At 64.2% G+C, this 17651-nt stretch carries 16 protein-coding genes; 7 read left to right on the top strand and 9 right to left on the bottom strand.

All coding sequences use genetic code 11. The features are described 5' to 3' along the window. Positions 1-186: 186 nt before the first annotated feature. The 4 genes from NKJ84_RS21835 to NKJ84_RS21820 are packed head-to-tail and all read right to left on the bottom strand — an operon-like array spanning position 187 to position 7015. Complete coding sequence (locus NKJ84_RS21835) at positions 187-2274, bottom strand: hypothetical protein (protein WP_352508158.1); 2088 nt, start codon at positions 2272-2274, stop codon at positions 187-189. Between the two features lie 3 nt (positions 2275-2277). Next, positions 2278-5100: a DUF4159 domain-containing protein gene (locus NKJ84_RS21830; RefSeq protein WP_352508156.1), complete on the bottom strand. Its 2823-nt coding sequence runs from the start codon at positions 5098-5100 to the stop codon at positions 2278-2280. Further along, positions 5097-6011: a DUF58 domain-containing protein gene (locus NKJ84_RS21825; RefSeq protein ID WP_352508154.1), complete on the bottom strand. Its 915-nt coding sequence runs from the start codon at positions 6009-6011 to the stop codon at positions 5097-5099. Before NKJ84_RS21825 ends, NKJ84_RS21830 begins: the two co-directional genes overlap by 4 nt. After that, complete coding sequence (locus NKJ84_RS21820; RefSeq protein WP_254819166.1) at positions 6011-7015, bottom strand: AAA family ATPase; 1005 nt, start codon at positions 7013-7015, stop codon at positions 6011-6013. The genes NKJ84_RS21825 and NKJ84_RS21820 overlap by 1 nt, the downstream gene beginning before the upstream one ends. A 146-nt stretch (positions 7016-7161) precedes the next feature. Between NKJ84_RS21820 and NKJ84_RS21815 the strand changes: the two genes are divergently transcribed. The 3 genes from NKJ84_RS21815 to NKJ84_RS21805 are packed head-to-tail and all read left to right on the top strand — an operon-like array spanning position 7162 to position 9702. Further along, a complete protein-coding gene (locus tag NKJ84_RS21815) occupies positions 7162-7791 on the top strand; it encodes a DUF1285 domain-containing protein (RefSeq protein WP_352508152.1) in 630 nt (209 codons plus the stop codon). A gap of 13 nt (positions 7792-7804) precedes the next feature. Next, the gene (locus tag NKJ84_RS21810; RefSeq protein WP_352508150.1) at positions 7805-8437 is read left to right on the top strand and encodes a CoA pyrophosphatase; all 633 of its coding nucleotides are present in this window, start codon (positions 7805-7807) and stop codon (positions 8435-8437) included. Beyond that, complete coding sequence (locus NKJ84_RS21805) at positions 8434-9702, top strand: CCA tRNA nucleotidyltransferase (RefSeq protein WP_352508149.1); 1269 nt, start codon at positions 8434-8436, stop codon at positions 9700-9702. Before NKJ84_RS21810 ends, NKJ84_RS21805 begins: the two co-directional genes overlap by 4 nt. A gap of 3 nt (positions 9703-9705) precedes the next feature. Here the strand turns inward: NKJ84_RS21805 and NKJ84_RS21800 are convergent, their stop codons facing one another. The 3 genes from NKJ84_RS21800 to hemF form a co-directional block, all read right to left on the bottom strand. After that, complete coding sequence (locus NKJ84_RS21800) at positions 9706-9891, bottom strand: DUF1059 domain-containing protein (RefSeq protein ID WP_352508148.1); 186 nt, start codon at positions 9889-9891, stop codon at positions 9706-9708. Between the two features lie 266 nt (positions 9892-10157). Beyond that, positions 10158-10418, bottom strand: a complete 261-nt coding sequence (locus NKJ84_RS21795) for a DUF1344 domain-containing protein (protein WP_352508147.1) — start codon at positions 10416-10418, stop codon at positions 10158-10160. Positions 10419-10675: 257 nt separating this feature from the next. After that, positions 10676-11590 (bottom strand): oxygen-dependent coproporphyrinogen oxidase, encoded by a 915-nt coding sequence (gene hemF / locus NKJ84_RS21790; RefSeq protein WP_352508146.1) that lies wholly within the window; start codon positions 11588-11590, stop codon positions 10676-10678. A gap of 105 nt (positions 11591-11695) precedes the next feature. Between hemF and NKJ84_RS21785 the strand changes: the two genes are divergently transcribed. Continuing rightward, positions 11696-11953 carry a hypothetical protein gene (locus NKJ84_RS21785; RefSeq protein WP_023679487.1) on the top strand — a complete coding sequence of 86 codons (258 nt, stop codon included), beginning with the start codon at positions 11696-11698 and terminating at the stop codon, positions 11951-11953. On the opposite strand, the gene soxR is transcribed toward NKJ84_RS21785, so the two are convergent. Beyond that, positions 11950-12396 carry a redox-sensitive transcriptional activator SoxR gene (gene soxR / locus NKJ84_RS21780; protein WP_352508145.1) on the bottom strand — a complete coding sequence of 149 codons (447 nt, stop codon included), beginning with the start codon at positions 12394-12396 and terminating at the stop codon, positions 11950-11952. The genes NKJ84_RS21785 and soxR overlap by 4 nt on opposite strands. Positions 12397-12566: 170 nt before the next feature. Beyond that, a complete protein-coding gene (locus NKJ84_RS21775) occupies positions 12567-13025 on the bottom strand; it encodes a tRNA (cytidine(34)-2'-O)-methyltransferase (protein WP_352508144.1) in 459 nt (152 codons plus the stop codon). A gap of 283 nt (positions 13026-13308) precedes the next feature. Here NKJ84_RS21775 and NKJ84_RS21770 point away from each other — a divergent pair, with 283 nt between their 5' ends. From NKJ84_RS21770 to NKJ84_RS21760, 3 genes are read left to right on the top strand one after another with little or no spacing between them, the layout of a single operon-like run. After that, positions 13309-13851: a hypothetical protein gene (locus tag NKJ84_RS21770; RefSeq protein ID WP_352508143.1), complete on the top strand. Its 543-nt coding sequence runs from the start codon at positions 13309-13311 to the stop codon at positions 13849-13851. Positions 13852-13873: 22 nt separating this feature from the next. Then, a complete protein-coding gene (locus tag NKJ84_RS21765) occupies positions 13874-15763 on the top strand; it encodes an ABC transporter ATP-binding protein (RefSeq protein ID WP_352508142.1) in 1890 nt (629 codons plus the stop codon). After that, on the top strand, positions 15760-17643 hold the full coding sequence (locus NKJ84_RS21760) for an ABC transporter ATP-binding protein (protein WP_352508141.1): 1884 nt from the start codon (positions 15760-15762) through the stop codon (positions 17641-17643). The genes NKJ84_RS21765 and NKJ84_RS21760 overlap by 4 nt, the downstream gene beginning before the upstream one ends. Positions 17644-17651: the final 8 nt, after the last annotated feature.

The raw sequence follows: 17651 nt of genomic DNA, 5'->3' as shown, positions 1-17651 counted from the left end.
CGATGGGCCGCCATCACGGGATAGGTGCGCCCGCAGCCCGGCCGCCCGGGCCGAAACCGCCGCCGAAACCCCAAACAAGGGGGCGGAGCTCACAAAGACGAGCGAAATCCCTGCGATCCCGCCCCATCCAAACATCCCCGGTTACTGCGCAACAGGCCCACAAGGGGAGAAGGAAGGACGGTGCCGTTACCGCCCTTCGCGGTACCACATAGAGCCCATCGCCAAAAGCAGCAGGCCGAGTCCGAGGAAGCCACCGAACAGCGGCACGCGCGAGACGGCCTTGAGCACGCTGTCGTCGGTGGTGCGCAGGCCGATCCAGTCATTGCCGGAAGCCGCTCCCGAGGAGCGGACTGGAACGATCGAGGGCAGCGTGACCATGCTGGTGAGATTGCCAAGTGCCGAGGCCGGCGCCAGCCGGCGAACGCTGCCGCCGGTTGCCTCAGCCGGTGGTTTCAGCCGGTTCTCGGTGGAGACCACATCGGTGAATTCCGGGGCGTTGACCGGCCCGACATGGGCCAATGCCGTCAGGTCGCCATTGCCGACCTGGTAGAGACCGATTTCGCTGGTCTCGACGCTGCCGAGGAAGACACCTGGTTCGGATTTCTCGAGCCTGACGATCAGTGCCTTGCCGGATGGCGTGATGACTTGCGCCGGGCCGGGGTCGTCGCTCATCGTCTGGCGGCGGATTTCCAGCACCATGCCGCGGCCGTCGGCGGTCAGCCGCTCTTCCTCGAGTTCGGGCTCCTTCATCAGCCAGTGGGCGATGCGCCGGTAGAGCTGGACGTGGGGGCCACCGCCCTCGAAGCCGCGCGCCCACAGCCAGCCCTGGTCGGACAGAAGCATGCCGACGCGGCCTTCGCCCTTGCGATCGAGCAGCAGCAGCGGCCGGTTGTCGGCGCCCTTCATCACCACCTCGCCCTCGGGGTTCTCGACCCCGATGGTGCGGAACCAGCGGCTCCAGTGCGGCGGCTCGGTCGCGGAGCCGTCGAGCCCGCGCGTTACCGGATGACGCTGGCCGGTATCGGTGAGGCGCGGATAGAAGGCCTTGTCGATGACCTCGCCGGTCGGCATTGCCGGCAGCGCCGATATCAGCGGCGTGCGGGCGATCGAGCTTTCGCCGGCATATTCGGGGCCTGCCGCGATCAGCAGCGCGCCGCCCTTTTCGACATATTCGGAGATATAGTCGTAATAGAGGATCGGCAGTACGTCGCGGTGCTGATAGCGGTCGAAGATGATCAGGTCAAAATCCTTGATCTTCTCAACAAACAGCTCGCGCGTCGGGAAGGCGATCAGCGACAATTCGTTGATCGGCGTGCCGTCCTGCTTTTCCGGCGGGCGCAGGATGGTGAAGTGCACGAGGTCCACCGAAGCGTCGGATTTCAGCAAATTGCGCCAGGTGCGCTCGCCCGCATGCGGTTCACCGGAAACGAGCAGTACCCGCAGATTTTCGCGAATACCGTCGATCAGCGCGATGGCGCGGTTGTTGGTGTCGGTGAGTTCGCCCGGCTCGTGGTTGATGGCGAGTTCGACAATGTTGCGCCCGGCGCTGGGAATGGTCACCTGCAGCGGCATCGCCTGGCCGATGTTGGCGTGCTCGACCGATACCTGCTCGCCATTGACCGATACGCGGACATCGACCGGGCCGGTGTCGTTGTTGGTGGCGATGACGCGATAGGTCATGTCGAGCGGCTTGCCGACGAGGCCGAAGCGCGGCGCATTCTCGAAGCGAATGCGACGGTCCTTTTCATGCTCGTTGCCGGTAATCAGCGCATGCAGCGGGGCATTGAAGTCGGGTGTGCCGGACGGCGCGTCATGCACCTCGCCATCGGTGATCATGATGGCGCCGCCGATGCGCGATGGCGGCACGTCGCGGAAAGCATTTTCGAGCGAGGAAAACAACCGCGTCTCGGTGCGCTCGTCGGCGGCTTCGGACTTGCCGGCTTCGACGACACGGACGTCGAACTGCTTGAAGCGGCCGAGACGCTGCTGAAGCCCGGCTAACGCCGCGTCGGTCTGCTTGGTGCGGTCGCCGATATCCTGACTCTGGCTGCGGTCGACGACGACGGCGACGATGCTTTTCAGCGGCTCGCGCTCTTCGTCGAGGAACACCGGATTGAGCAGCGCCGCAGCCAGGGCAATCAGGGCTGCCAGGCGGAAAATCGCACCGCGCTGGCGAAACCAAAGGCCGGCCAGCGCCAGCAGCAGCAGCGGCACCAGGACCACTGCGAGCAGCGGCCAGGTGATGAGCGGTTCGAAGGAGAGCGACCAGTTCATAGTCTACTGCCCCAGCCGTTCGAGCAGCACCGGGACGTGCACCTGATCGGACTTGTAGTTGCCGGTCAGCATGTACATCATGATGTTGACGCCGGCGCGCAGCGCATAGATGCGCTGCATCGGATCCGAAGGCACCGTCGGCAATAGCGGGTCGCCATTCTCGTCGACCGCCCAGGCGCCGGCGAAATCATTCGCGGTGATCATGATTGGCGAAACGCCGTCGCCGGTGCGCACCGGGCGGTTCTCGGTGTTGCTGGCTTCGAGCGATGCCTCGACCCAAAGCGGGCTGCCGGCAAAACGGCCAGGAAACTCCGGAAGAATGTAGAAGGATTTGGTCAGCACGTGGTCCGACGGCACCGGTTCCAGCGGTGGCACGTTGAGGTTGCCGAGGATGTCGCGCAGCCGCTCCGTAGCCGGGCTGGTCGAATCCGCACCAATGCCATTGGCGAACTGGTCACGGGTGTCGAACAAGACCGTTCCGCCCTGCTGCATATAGGCGTCGATGCGGGCGATGGCGGCCTCGCTCGGCATCGGGGCCGAGGGATCGATCGGCCAGTAGATCAGCGGGTAGAAGGACAGTTCGTCCTTCGAGATGTCGACGCCGGCGGGTGCTCCGGGTTCGAGCGCGGTTTTTTCGATAAGAAAGCGGGTCAGCCCTTCGAGCCCGGCGCGGCTGATCGAATCGACACCCGGTTCGCCGGTCAGCACGTAGGCGATCCGGGTCTTTGAAATGTCCCCGATCGCCTCTGTATCTCCCGGTTTGGCGTCGTCGGCACGCGCGACGTCCGCGTGGCCAATCAAGGCGCAGAGCGCAATCAGCAGGACGGCTGCCGTCGCCGCAGCGCCGGCACGGCGCGGCCGGCGCGACAACAGGCCGCCCATCCAGAATACGGCAAGCGTGTCGAGCACCATCAGCACCAGGGCGGCCGTGACAAGCGGACCTTTGAGGTTGCGCTGCTCGTCGAAGGCATACTGGATGGTGGTGATCGGCACCGTGATTTCAGGCCGGGCAAGCGGCGTGAATGCGCTGTCGCCGCCGAGCAGATTGTGAGCGAACACTCCTGTCTCGGAGCCGTAGAGGCCGGGCGGGTTTTCCAGCGTCACCGGCAGCGGGCCGGCGCCTGGCACCAACGGCCTGGCATCCGGCGTCGGCGGCACCAGCGTGCCGTCGGCGGCGATCATGCGATAGGGTGCCAGCGACGTGGCGGCTGCCTCGGCGTTGGCGACCGCCGAGCCCTGGTTGCGCGACAATTGCACGATGCGCCGCAGCATCTCGACGAAGCTGCCGGAGATCGGCAGGTTGGACCACGTCGCCTCGGGGGTGACGTGGAACAGTACGAGGGTGCCCTTGTCCTTCTTCATCCCGGTCACCAGCGGCGTGCCGTCGGCAAGCGTGGCCCAGGTGCGCTCGACAATGTCGGGCGTCGGCTCGGCCAGCACCTGCCTAGTAACGGTGACCTCGGTTGGCGGCGCGAGGTCGGCGAAGGGACCGGTTTTCGGGAATTCGGTGACCGGCTGCGGCGCCGTCCATGACAGCGCGCCGCCAAGCGATCGCTCGCCGGTGCGCAGCCGGACCGGCAGCAGATCGTCGTCATTGCCGGCAGCGGCCAGCCGCGAACCGGCAAAACGCACCAGTGTGCCGCCCTTGTCGACCCAGTCGACCAGCCTCTGCCGCGCCTGTTCCGGAATGGTGCCGACATCCGCCATGACGATCATCGCCGGTTTCTGGTCGAGCAGTTGCGGAATGGCGTCGGCGAGATCGACGCTCGACGGCTCGACGAGATCGGCGAAGGGCTGCAGGGCGCGGCGGATGTAGTAGAGCGGCGACAGCAGCGGTTGCGCCTGATCGGCCTCGGACTGCGACAGCAGCCCGACGCGGCGGCGCTTTGAGCTCTCATCGAGCACGCGGACGGCACCGGCCTGGCGCTCGCCATCGAGCGCGATGTAGGCGAAGTCGTTGCGCAGTTCGAACGGCACCGCCATCGTGCCGGTCGCGGTGGTTCCGCCCGGGGCAAAGGTAAGCGTCGCGTCGGCAATGCGGCGGCCCTTGTCGTCGAACGCGCCGGCCGTCACCTGTGCAGGTGCCGGGTCGCCCGGTGCGCGGATGGCGGTCAGGGCGAAGCCGTCGACCTGGTTGTCGGCGCCGGTCAGGCCGGTCAGCGACAGCCGGTCGGAGACGGCCCAGACAATACGTGCCGCGTTCTTTGACAACAACGTGTTGAAGGCGGTTTCGTCGCCTTGCGCCGCCAAGCCATCGGCGAGCACTGCGACGCTGGCGCCCGGCAGCGACTCCAGGGCTGACGCGACGCGGGCGTAGACGGCGGGGCGGTCGGTCGGGATCGGCCGCGGCTTTGCCGCGCGCAGCCGGTCGAGCGCGGCAGCGGCATCGAAGGGACCGATCTCGGCATTCGGCTTCTCGGCGGTGAAAGCGATGAGCACCGGCACGCCATTCGAATTGGCATCGGCGATCAGCCGCTCGGCGGTGGCGACCCGCTTGCCCCAGTCGGGGGCACTTGCCCAGTCATTGTCGATCACCAGCGCCAGGGCGGCGCCCTCGGCGGGCAGCTTTTCGCGCGGGTTGAAGACGGGTTCGGCAAGTGCCGCCACGACAAGCGCGGCCATCAGCAGCCTGAGCAGCGTCAGCCACCAAGGGCTCTGCCGCGGCGTTTCTTCGCGCCTCAACACGCGGGCGAGAATCCTGAGCGGCGGAAACACCTCGGTTTGCGGCCTGGGCGGAGTCAGCCGCAGAAGCCACCAGATCACCGGCAGCACCAGCAGGCCCCACAGCACCATCGGCGCCCCGAAGGAGAGCGGCAGCCAACTCATGCGCGGGCCCTCCCGGCAAAGCTGCCCTCGGCGGTCATCGCCATATGGATGCGCACCAGCGCCTCGGAGGCAAGGCGATCGGTATGATTGACGGTAAAGCTCCAGCCAAGCCGTTTGCACCAGGCGGCCAGTTCCTGGCGGCGGGCGGCATAAAGCAGGCGATAGTCCTCGCCCAGCATTTCGGCACGGCCGGCGGTCAGCTTGTCGCCGGTCTCAGGATCGGTGAATTCGGTGCGCCCGGCATAGGGGAAGCTTTCCTCGGCCGGATCGGCGACCTCGATCAGGTGTGCGCGCACGCCGTGGCGGGCGAGCACGTCCAGCCAGGCCATGGTGTCCTCGACCGGGTCGAGGAAATCGCTGACGAGGACGATGTCGCAGAAGCGGCGAATGCCGGACAGGTCGGGCTTTGCCGGCAGGCCGCCGGCGTGCATCAGTTGCGCCGCGATGCGCTCGGCGCCATTGCGGGCGGTGAACGGGTCGGTCAGGCCGGGCCAGGCAATGCGCTCGCCGCTGCGCGACAAAAGCTCGGCCATGGCCAGCGTCAGCACAAGGGCGCGCGATTCCTTGGAAACGCTGGCTCCGGTCGATTTGTAGAGCATGGAAGGCGAGGGGTCGGCCCACAGCCACACCGTGTGGGCGGCCTCCCATTCACGGTCGCGGACATAGGTGTGGTCGTCGCGGGCGGAACGGCGCCAGTCAATGCGCGAGGAATCGCCTTCGACATAGGGCCGGAACTGCCAGAAGTTCTCGCCGATGCCGCGCTTGCGGCGGCCATGCCAGCCGGCAATTACCGTGTTGACGATGCGGCGCGCCTCGACCAGCAGGTCCGGCACCAACGAAGCCCGCAACCGGCCTCTGGCGAGCGCATCGCGCGTCGCTGCCGGTGCCTGCGCTTCACCGATGCGCGCCATCAAATCCCTTTCGCGAGCTTCGCCACGACGTCGCGAACCGTGGTGCCCTCGGCGCGGGCGGCGAAGGTCAGCGCCATGCGGTGCTGCAGCACCGGCTCGGCCAGTGCGCGGACGTCGTCGACCGACGGCGCCAGCCGGCCGTCATAGAGGGCGCGGGCGCGGGTGCACAGCGTCAGCGCCTGACTGGCGCGCGGGCCTGGGCCCCAGGCGACGTGCTTGTCGGTATCGGCGTTGCCCTGGCCGGGACGCGCAGAGCGCACCAGCTTGAGGATCGCCTCGACGACGCTTTCCGGCACCGGCATGCGGCGGATGAGCGTCTGGATGTCCTTCAGCCGCGCCGGCTGCAGCACGTTTTCAGCCTTGGCATCCTCGATACCGGTGGTTTCCAGCAGGATGCGGCGCTCCGCCTCGATCTCGGGGTAGAGGATGTCGACCTGCATCAGGAAGCGGTCGAGCTGTGCCTCGGGCAGCGGATAGGTGCCTTCCTGCTCCAGCGGATTCTGTGTCGCCAGAACATGGAACGGTGACGGCAAATCGTGGCGCACGCCGGCAATGGTGACGTGGTATTCCTGCATCGACTGCAGCAGCGCCGACTGGGTTCGCGGTGAGGCGCGGTTGATCTCGTCGGCCATCAGCAGTTGCGCGAAGATCGGCCCGGAAATGAAGCGGAACGAACGCTTGCCGAATTCATCCTGCTCCATCACCTCTGAGCCGAGAATGTCGGACGGCATCAGGTCGGGCGTGAACTGGATGCGGCGCGAATCGAGGCCGAGCACGATGCCCAGCGTTTCGACCAGCTTGGTCTTGGCTAGGCCGGGCACGCCGACCAGCAGTGCATGGCCGCCGGCCAGCAATGCGACGAGCGTGCGCTCGACGACGCTTTCCTGGCCGAAGATGACCCGGCCGACGCCGTTGCGAACCCTTGAAATGTCGGCCAGCGCTTTCTCGGCCTGCGCCACCATGTCCTTTTCGCTGATCGGGCTTTCCTTGATCATCACGCTCATGCAGCATCGATCCTTCTGGTTGGAAATACCGCTTGGCACAGTGGGTGCCGCAGAATGCCGCGATTCGGCCTCGCAGGGCGCCTGTCTTTGAATTTAAATCACAGACTTAGGCTGACAAGCGGAACAACAGTGACTATTTCGTGACCATGACGGAAGCCGCAGACAATCGTGAAGAGAGCCTGAAGGCCGCGACTGAGGCGCGCGGGCTGCAAGCGCTGGTCTCGCGCGCGACGCGCGCCGGCAAGGGGCCGGCGCCGGTGGAACGCTGGAATCCGGCGTTTTGCGGCGATCTCGACATGGAAATCAAGCAGGACGGCACCTGGTTCTATCTGGGAACGCCGATCGGCCGGATGCCGCTGGTGCAGCTTTTTTCCTCGGTGCTGCGTAAGGACGAGGACGGCAGGACCTACCTGGTGACGCCGGTGGAAAAGGTTGGCATCCGCGTCGCCGATGCGCCCTTCATTGCCGTCGAGATGGACGTGTCTGGCGCGGGCGACGGACAAATCATCACCTTTCGCACCAATGTCGGCGACGTGGTCGAGGCTGGGGCGGGACACCCGCTGCGCTTCGTCGATGAGGACGAGACAGGTGGCCTGAAGCCCTATGTGCTGGTGCGCGGGCGGCTGGAGGCGCTGGTGGCACGGCCGGTGATGTACGAGCTGGTCGAGCACGGCGAAGAGATCGACATCGGTGGCAAGACGATGTTTGCCGTCCGTTCCAAAGGCGAGGTCTATCCAATCATGCCGGCTGAGAAACTGAAACGGCTGAGCGCATGATGGACCGCCTATGATGGATCAGGCGACGCCGTTGGCGTTTTCCGCTGCCGAGTTTCGCCAGCGCGTCGCGGCGCAGCCGCTGGCGCATGCCGGCGACGATTTTGGCGACCACCGCTTCAATCCGGGCCATCCCAGACTGAAGCTGGCCAAGGCGCTGCGCGATGCCGCCGTTCTGATCCCGGTGGTCGATCATGGCCATGAAGCCACGGTCCTTTTGACCAGGCGGGCGGAAAAGCTGCGCAACCATTCGGGGCAGGTTGCTTTTCCCGGTGGCACCGTCGATCCAACCGATGCGAGCCCGGAAGCGGCGGCGTTGCGCGAGACATTCGAGGAGATCGGTCTCGATAGGGATTACATCGAGATCATCGGCCGTCTGCCGGACTACGTTTCTGGCAGCGGCTATCGCATCGCCCCGGTGCTCGGGATCGCGCGGCCCGGTTTCAGCCTGACGCTGAATTCCGACGAAGTCGATGCTGTCTTCGAGGTGCCGCTGGGTTTTCTGATGGACCCCGCCAACCACACCAGAGACAGTCGCATGTGGAACGACCTCGAATGGTTCTTTTACGAGATGCCCTATGGCGGCCAGCGCATTTGGGGCGTCACTGCGGGCATCATTCGAACGCTCTATGAAAGGCTCTATTCGTGAGCAATCCGGTGTCGATTGCCGGCAAGGCCGGCTGGCTCGGCGAAAGCCACTTGCAGCGCCTGCTCGCCGCGCTCACCGACGGCGGCGAGGAGGCGCGTGTCGCCGGCGGTGCGGTGCGCAACGCGCTCATCGGCCAGCCGGTCGCCGACATCGACATCGCTACCACGACGGTGCCCGAGGAAACCATCCGGCGTGCCGAGGCGGCGGGCTTCAAGACGGTGCCGACCGGCATCGAGCATGGCACCGTCACCGCGGTCGCCCAGGGCAAGGCCTACGAGGTCACCACGCTGCGTGCCGATATCGAAACCGACGGCCGGCGCGCCAAAGTGTCGTTCGGCCGCGACTGGAAAGCCGACGCCGAGCGGCGCGATTTCACCATCAATGCACTCTATGCGGAAGCCGATGGAACGGTCGTCGATCTGGTCGGCGGTATCGCCGATATCGAGGCGCGGCGGCTGCGCTTCATCGGCGATCCGGAAGCGCGTATCCGCGAGGATTATCTGCGCATCCTGCGTTTCTTCCGTTTCTTCGCCTGGTATGGCGACGGCAGGCCGGATGCCGAAGGGTTAAAGGCTTGCGCCCGGCTGAGGCAGGGGCTCGACCAGCTCTCGGTCGAGCGCGTCTGGTGGGAATTGAAGAAATTGCTGTCGGCGCCGGATCCGTCGCGGGCGCTGCTGTGGATGCGCCAAGCCGGCGTTCTGACCGCCGTTTTGCCGGAAAGCGAGAAATGGGGCATCGATGCCATCCACGGGCTGACCAAGACCGAGAAGGACCTGGCCTGGGCGCCGGACCCGCTGCTCAGGCTGGAAGCCGTCGTGCCGCCGGATGCCGCGCGCATGAAAACGCTTGCGGAGAGATTGAGGCTTTCCGTGAGCGAGGCAAGCCGCCTGCGGAATTGGGCGATCACGGCTGCCGTCGATCCGAAAACGACCGAAGGAGAGTTGGCGAAAAGGCTTTATTTTGGCGACCGCCAAGGCTTTGTCGATCGGCTGCGGCTGTTGCTTGCTTCCGCTCGAGCCCGCGCGGTCGAAGACAATGACGCACTACTCGAAGCCGGTGGCTTCTCGCGCCTGCTTGCCTTCGCCGAAAAATGGCAGAACCCTGTTTTTCCGCTCAAGGGCGCCGATCTGACGACACTTGGCGCGTCACCGGGGCCAAAGCTTGGTGCAACGTTGAAGAACCTCGAAAAGGAATGGGTCGAGTCCGGTTTTGCGCTCGATCGCGGCGCGCTGCTCAAGCGCGCCGCAGAGGCACTCGAATCCTGACCGTCACGCTGCGTCGCGGACCATTTCGATGCGCGAGCGGATCGCCTCGATCATCGTCTCGCGGATCACCGTCTCGCCATGCGTCTCGCGCAGATGCTCGACGGCACGGCGCATGACCTCAGCCTCCTCCTCCGCGCGTGTGTGCCACTCGCAGCCGGGTACGAGCGACCCGCAATGGAATTCCTTCATCGGCTTCTCCTCATCTCCTCCTTGGAGCACCGCGCACTGACACGGAAGCTCCAGACCTTTGATTGCGCGATCCGGAAACCGCTCCGGTATCCGGGCTACACGCTGGCCAGGTTAGCATAACACGATCGAATGGTTTTGGTTGCCTTAGAGTGCCGTGCGTCCAAGCCGACACGCGGTGATCGGGTTGCGAAAAGGCGGAGCATCGCTGCTCCGCCCTCTTACGCTACCCAGGAGTAAGACCTCGTCTTGCTCCAGCGGGCAGGACATCACTTCACGATCTTGACTGCCTCGGCAATTTTATCCTTGCCGCTCATATCCCACGTGACGCGGACCTTTTCGCCGACCTTCAGGCCAGGATCCTTGAAGGTCTGGGGCAGCGTAAAGGTGGCTCCGTTATCCAGAACCAGGCTCATCGCCGTTCCATCAAAGCTTTTGATCGTGCCGGTGGTGTGCTTGACCGCAGCAAATGCGGCAGTACCAGAGGCGAGAACGGCAGCGGCGGCTGCGGTCACAATAAGCTTGCGCATGGCATGCTCTCCTGGAAAATGCGGGCACCGCTTAGGAAAGGTGCCCCATTCAATCATGGGCCGTCCGGTCACGTCGGGTCGCGGCTCTCGGGAGTAAAGAACCGCCGGCGTTTCCCGGCCCGACGCGACAAATAGCCCAATCTTTACAATGGTATATTAGACGAAAAAGATATTTTTTGGCGCGCCTTGCGCCACATTCGCCGTCAAATTCCGGGGATTTGGACCCGATTGCGGCTCACGTCGTGCTCACCGAGATTTTACGGCCATTTCGCTTCTGGCGGCAGGCTGGACAGGATCGAGGCGACATTGCCGCCGGTCTTCAGCCCGAAGATGGTGCCGCGATCGTGAAGCAAGTTGAATTCGACATAACGGCCGCGGCGGATGAGCTGCTCGTCACGGTCGCCATCGGTCCAGTTGTCATTGAAGTTGGCGCGCACCAGATGCCCGTAGACGACGAGAAAAGATCGCCCGACGTCCTGGACGAAGTTGAAATCGGCGTCCCAGCCGCCTTTGTCCTCATCCGAATGCAGCCAATCGAAGAAGATACCGCCGGTACCGCGTGGCTCGTCGCGGTGCGGCAGGTAGAAGTACTCGTCGCACCAGGCTTTGAATTTCACGTAGTCGGCGGTCGCCGCGTTCTTCTCGCAGGCAAATTGCATCGCTCTGTGGAAGGCGATCGTGTCGGGGTCGTCCTGGCTGCGGCGGCGCTCAAGCACCGGTGTCAGGTCGGCGCCGCCGCCGAACCACTGGCGCGAGGTGACGACCATGCGCGTGTTCATATGCACGGCCGGCACGTTGGGGTTCCACGGATGGGCGATCAGCGAAATGCCGCTTGCCCAGAAGGACGGGTCCTCTTCGGCGCCCGGCATCTGCTTCCTGAATTCGGGCGAGAACTCGCCATGGACGGTCGAGGTGTGGACGCCAACCTTCTCGAAGACGCGGCCGTGCATCATCGACATGATGCCGCCGCCGCCCTTGCCGGCATCGCGTTGCCACGGCGTCTTTTCGAAGCGACCGGGCGACCAGCTGGCCTGCGGCCCCCGCAGGTCCTGCTCGATCTGCTCGAAGCTGGCGCAGATGCGCTCGCGCAACGTCTCGAACCACAGCCGTGCCTTGGTCTTCTTCTGTTCGATGTCGGCTGGCAGCCCCGCCGGTATCTCGGGTCGTTGCAAATCCTGTCTCCGGTTGCGGGGCGTACCCCGACAAATGACTCGTCTTTTCCGGCCGCGATCCCTAATCTCTTAGGTGCAAGTGTCAAGTTTTAATGGAGTTCTTTCGTGCGCACCCCGGCAAGACCGCCGCTGGATGGCCTGAAGAAGAGGCTCGACCGTTCACGCGCCGAGAACGCGCGCATGCCGCGCGACGGCTTCCTGCGCGAGACCTTCGTGCTGCCGCGTTCCGACGCTCGTCTCAAGGCGAAGGAATGGTTCGAGCGCTTTCCCAAGCAGGCCTATTGGACCGAGATCGAGAGCTGGTTCGAGCGGCCGGGCGACGTCATCGAATTCACAATCAGGCGGCTGCCGGCGGCGGATTAACGCTCGATCAGCAAGCGTCTCGCGCCCGGCCCTCGGATGCTCAGCCGGTCGCCCTTATTCCGCAGCGGGCATTTGTCGATCGACATGCAGCCGCAGCCGATACAGTCGGTCAACCCGTCGCGCAGCTTCGTGAGCTGACTGATCTTCTGATCGAGCTCGTCGCGCCAAGCCGTCGAAAGCAGGTTCCAATCCTCGCGGGTCGGCGTTCGTCCTTCGGGCAGCGATCGAAGGGCTGTGCCGATCTCGGCCAGCGAAATGCCGACCTCCTGCGCTACCTTGATGATCGCCACACGTCGCAGCACGTCGCGGCCGTAACGCCGTTGGTTGCCTGATGTGCGGTGGCTGCGGATCAGCCCGCGCGCTTCGTAGAAATGCAGCGCCGACACCGCCACGCCACTGCGCGTCGCCACCTGGCCGACCGTCAATTCCGTTGCCGCAGCCATCTCCGATTTTCCGCTTGACCTCAAGTTAAGTTGAGCTTGTAGCGAAGAAGCCTCGAAGATGCAAACGGCAGGAGATGGCGATGGGCGTCTGGATTAGAATGACCGGAGAGGACGCAGTGGTGCGTGAGGACGATGCCTTGGTCGCTGCGGCCGGCGATCGCGTACAGGTCCTAGCGAAGCTGCCGGATCGCCTCGCCCGCCGCCATCGCAACGGAAAGCGCGACGTTGATGCTGCGCGCTCCGGGCTGCATCGGGATGGTCAGGCACGCATCCGCCGCCTCGTGGACGGCATCCGGCACGCCTGCGGATTCGCGGCCGAACAGGAGAATGTCGTCGCCGGCAAAGGCGAAATCCGTGTAGGCGGCAGCTGCTTTGGTCGACAGCAGCACGAGCCGCCGCTTGGCAAGCTTGCGCCAGTCCTCGAAGGCGTGCCAGTCGACATGCCGGGTGAGCGCCGCCATTTCGAGGTAGTCCATGCCGGCCCGTTTCAGCGCCCGGTCACCGAGCGGGAAGCCCGCCGGTTCGATGATGTCGACGCCGAGACCGAGGCAAGCGGCGAAGCGCAGGATTGTCCCGGTGTTGCCGGCGATATCAGGCTGGTAGAGCGCGATGCGGAGACGGTCGTTCATTTCCGCGTCTTTCTAATAAGTGGCAGATCAGCCACAGAGCTCTCGCGGTTTTGGAAATTCCTGGACTGGCGGGTGGTCATTTTCTGCGAAGTCGGTTATACGGCCAGCATTGTCAACCCGAACCGATGGAGGGGTAATTCATGATGGCCATGCACATCCACCACCTCTCTCGTGGGCTTACCAGCCCGACGGCGGTTTCGGTACGACGATTCTCCTGACCTTCTAGACTTCTGATCGCACCGATTCCCGCCGAAACCTTTTCGGCCTTTGAAGGAATCCTGCGATGTTTTTCAAGCTGTGCAAGGGGCTGAACGCCCCGCCTGAACACAATTCGACCGATGTCACCTTTGCCGCACCGCGCATGCCCGCGGCCTGGGTCGACTCACCCTTCTATCTGCATCTTCAAGTGGAGGACGGACCGATGTTCGATCCCTGTAGAATACCCGGCTCAAGAAGCCTGCACGAGCGCAAGACTGCGACCTGGGCACTTTTGATCGGCGAGACCCACTCGTCGGCGGTTCACGCCGAGACCCGCCGGCGTCCGCATCGCGGCATGCTGCCGGACGTCGATTTCTCGCGCGCCGTTCCGGACTATAGCCGGCCGTCGCTGGTGCGACGGATCATCAGGCTGATCCGGCCTGGTGCAAAAACCGGCGCGAAAATCCGGATCGTCAAAACGTCGTCAGCATCGTCAAGCGAGACTGTCGGCGAAAGGCCCGCGACAACCTATATAGCGCGAAGCAGGGCCGGCGAGGCGGACGATACCGTATCGCCGGTCCTTGACGCCGTGCGGTCTGGGCACCTCGTCCGTTCGCGTGCCGCGTGAGCGGGAAATTGTGAGCGTCACTATGTTTAGCTGGTTTGAAAAAAGGCTCGATCCGTTCCCTGCCAAGGAGCCGGTCGAGCCGCCGCGGACACTGATCGCCTTCTGCGTGCATTACACGCGCGGCGCATGGCCCTACATCGCTCTCGATGCGGTACTGGTGACGGCCATCGCCCTTGCCGAGGTGTGGATGTTCGGCTTCATGGGCCGGATCGTCGACTGGCTGTCCGGACAGAATCGCGAGACGTTCCTGCAGACCGAAGGCTTGAAGCTGGCCGGCATGGCCTTCATCGTGGTTTTTGCGCTGCCGGCAACGGTCTGGTTCCATTCGCTGCTCAACCAGCAGACGCTGATGGGTAATTATCCGATGCGTATCCGCTGGCAGGTGCATCGGTACCTGCTCAAGCAGTCGATGAGCTTCTATCAGGACGAGTTTGCCGGGCGCATCGCGACCAAGCTGATGCAGACAGCGCTCGCCGTGCGCGAGTGCGTCATCAAGCTCATCGATGTGCTCAATTATATCGTCGTCTATTTTCTCGGCATGCTGTTCATTGTCGGCTCGGCAGACTGGCGGCTGGCTGCGCCGCTTGCCGTCTGGCTTGCCGGCTATGTCCTGCTGTTGCGCTATTTCATCCCGCGACTGGGCAAGGTCGGCGAGGAGCAGGCCAATGCGCGCTCGACCATGACTGGCCGTGTCGTCGACAGCTACTCCAATATTCAGACGGTCAAGCTGTTCTCGCATGCGCGGCGCGAGGCATCCTTCGCCAAGGACGGTATGGCCGGCTTTCTCGACACCGTTTACCGATCGATGCGGTTGGTGACGCAACTCTACGGCCTGCTCTACGTCCTGAATTCGCTGCTGTTGTTTTCGGTCGCCTCGATCTCGCTATGGCTGTGGCTCGGCCAAGCCGTGACGATCGGCGCTGTCGCCCTGGTCATCGGCCTCGTGCTGCGGCTCTGGGGCATGTCGCAATGGATCATGTGGGAGATGTCCACGCTGTTCGAAAATATCGGCACGGTGCAGGACGGCATCGCCTCGATCTCGCTACCGCGCCTCGTCGAAGACCGGCCTGGTGCCAAGGATATTGCCGTGACCAAGGGCGAGATCCGTTTTGAGGACATCCGCTTCCACTACGGCAAGCAGAAGGGTGTGATCGAAAGCTTGTCGCTGACGGTGAAGCCGGGCGAGAAGGTCGGCATTGTCGGTCGATCGGGTGCCGGCAAGTCGACGCTGGTCAATCTTCTATTGCGCTTCTACGACCTCGAAAGCGGCAAGGTCCTGATCGACGGCCAGGACATTGCGGCAGTGACGCAGGACTCGCTGCGGGCCCAGATCGGCATGGTCACGCAGGACACCTCGCTGCTGCATCGCTCGGTACGCGAGAACATCCTCTATGGCAGGCCGGACGCCAGCAATGAGATGCTGATCGAGGCGGCGCGGCGCGCCGAGGCGCTGGATTTCATTGCCGGCTTGTCGGATTCGAACGGCCGCAAGGGTTTCGACGCGCATGTCGGCGATCGCGGCGTCAAATTGTCCGGCGGCCAGCGGCAACGCATAGCCATAGCCCGTGTCATGCTGAAGGACGCGCCGATCCTCATTCTCGACGAGGCGACCTCCGCCCTCGATTCCGAGGCCGAGGCGGCCATCCAGGAGAATCTCTACAAACTGATGCAAGGCAAGACCGTCATCGCCATTGCGCACCGGCTGTCGACGATCGCGGCCATGGACCGGCTCGTGGTCATGGACAAGGGCCGAGTCATCGAGGAAGGTTCGCATGAGGAACTCGTTGCCAAAGGCGGGCTCTACGCCCAGCTCTGGCAACGTCAGTCGGGCGGATTCCTGCTCGACGACGGCCCTTCTGCCAACGATGCAGCCGCCAACGATGCAATCGCCAAGGGTGAAGCCGCCGAATGATGACTGCCATCTACCGCTGGTTCGAGAACTGGGTCTATCCATTCCGGGAGCCCGCGGACCTTCGGCCACCTGCCAGCGTCAGGGGTTTCCTCTGGCATTACGTCGGGCAGGCGAAGATCGCCTTCTTCGCCATGCTGGTGATCGGCGGCATCGCGCCGCTGGTCGAAGCCGGACTGTTCTATTTCGTCGGGCGGCTGGTCGACATCCTCGACCAGCTTCCCGGGGAACGCAGCTGGCACGCGCTGTGGACTGCCGCCGGCCCGGAACTTGTCTTCATGATCGCGGTGGTGCTGGTCATCCGCACCATTGTCGTCGGTCTGTCGGCGCTGGTCGACGAGCAGACGATCACGCCGGGTTTCTATAATCTGGTGCGCTGGCAGGCGCATCGCCATGTCTCGCGCCAATCCTACGCCTTCTTTCAGAACGACTTTGCCGGGCGTATCGCGACCAAGGTCTGGCAGGCGGGACAGGCGACCGGCGATCTGATGGAAAGCTTCATCGAGGTCGTCTGGTTCATGGTCGTCTATACGGTGACGACGCTGGCGCTGGTCGCCGGGCTCGATCTCCGGCTGGCGGTGCTGGTGGTGATCTGGATTACCGCCTTCGGCTTGCTGGCCAGGCGCTATTTGCCGGCAATCCGCAAACATGCCGAAGCGACCGCCGAAGCCGGCTCGATGATCACCGGCCGCCTTGTCGATTCCTATTCGAACGTGCAGACGCTGAAACTGTTCTCGGCTGATGGCGACGACCACTACATCAGGAACGGCTTCGACATCTATCTCGACGCGCTGCGCCCGTTCACCCGCAGGCTGACCGGCGTGCTCATGGCGCTGACGATGCTGTCGGGCATTATGATAACGGCGATCGCCTGCTTTGCCGTTTATCTCTGGGTCGAGGGTTCGATCACAGTCGGCGCCGTGGCTTTCACGCTGTCTTTGGTGCTGCGGCTGAACATGCTGCTCGGCCGGCTGATGATGCAGCTCAACGGCATCTTGCGTAACCTCGGCGTGCTGGAGAATTCCAAGGCGCTGATCTCGCAGCCGCTCGGCCTGACCGATGCGCCGGACGCGAAAGAGCTTGTCGTCGGCGGCGGGCGCATCGACGTCAGCAATGTCGAGTTCCACTACGGCAAGGGGTCCGGCGTGCTCAACGGCATCGACCTCGTCGTGCGGCCGGGCGAAAAGGTGGGCTTGGTCGGCCCGTCCGGCGCCGGCAAGACGACCTTGGTCAATCTGATCCTGCGCCTCTACGACCTCGAGAGCGGCAAGATCACCATTGACGGGCAGGACGTCTCCAGGGTCACGCAGAATTCGCTGCGCGCCAATATCGGCGTCGTCAGCCAGGATACGGCACTTTTCCACCGCTCGCTGCGCGACAACATCAAGCTCGGCATGCCGGAAGCGACCGACGCCGAGGTGGTCGCGGCAGCGAAGAAGGCCGAGGCGCACGAGTTCATCCTCGGTCTGCGCGACAATCGCGATCGCATCGGCTACGAGGCCTATGTCGGCGAGCGCGGCGTCAAGCTCTCCGGCGGCCAGCGCCAGCGCGTGGCGATCGCCCGCGTCTTCCTCAAGGATGCACCGATCCTGGTGCTCGACGAAGCGACCTCGGCGCTCGATTCCGACGTCGAGGCGGCGATCCAGGAAAATCTGGCAAGGCTGATGGAAGGCAAGACGGTCATCGCCATCGCGCATCGGCTGTCGACCATTGCGGCACTCGACCGGCTGGTGGTGCTCGACGAGGGCCGCATCGTCGAGCAAGGCACGCATGACGAGCTGGTCGGGCTCGACGGGCTCTATGCCAGGCTGTGGAAGCGGCAGTCCGGCGGCTTCCTGTTCAACGAGGAGAGCGCGCTGGCCGAGACCCGGCCGGCGGAGTAGTTTCTAAA

The organism is Mesorhizobium sp. M0048 (assembly GCF_040323405.1).
Lineage (GTDB): Bacteria > Pseudomonadota > Alphaproteobacteria > Rhizobiales > Rhizobiaceae > Mesorhizobium.
The sequence above is the reverse complement of the archived record's forward strand: the minus strand, read 5'-3'. Positions and strand labels throughout refer to the sequence as shown.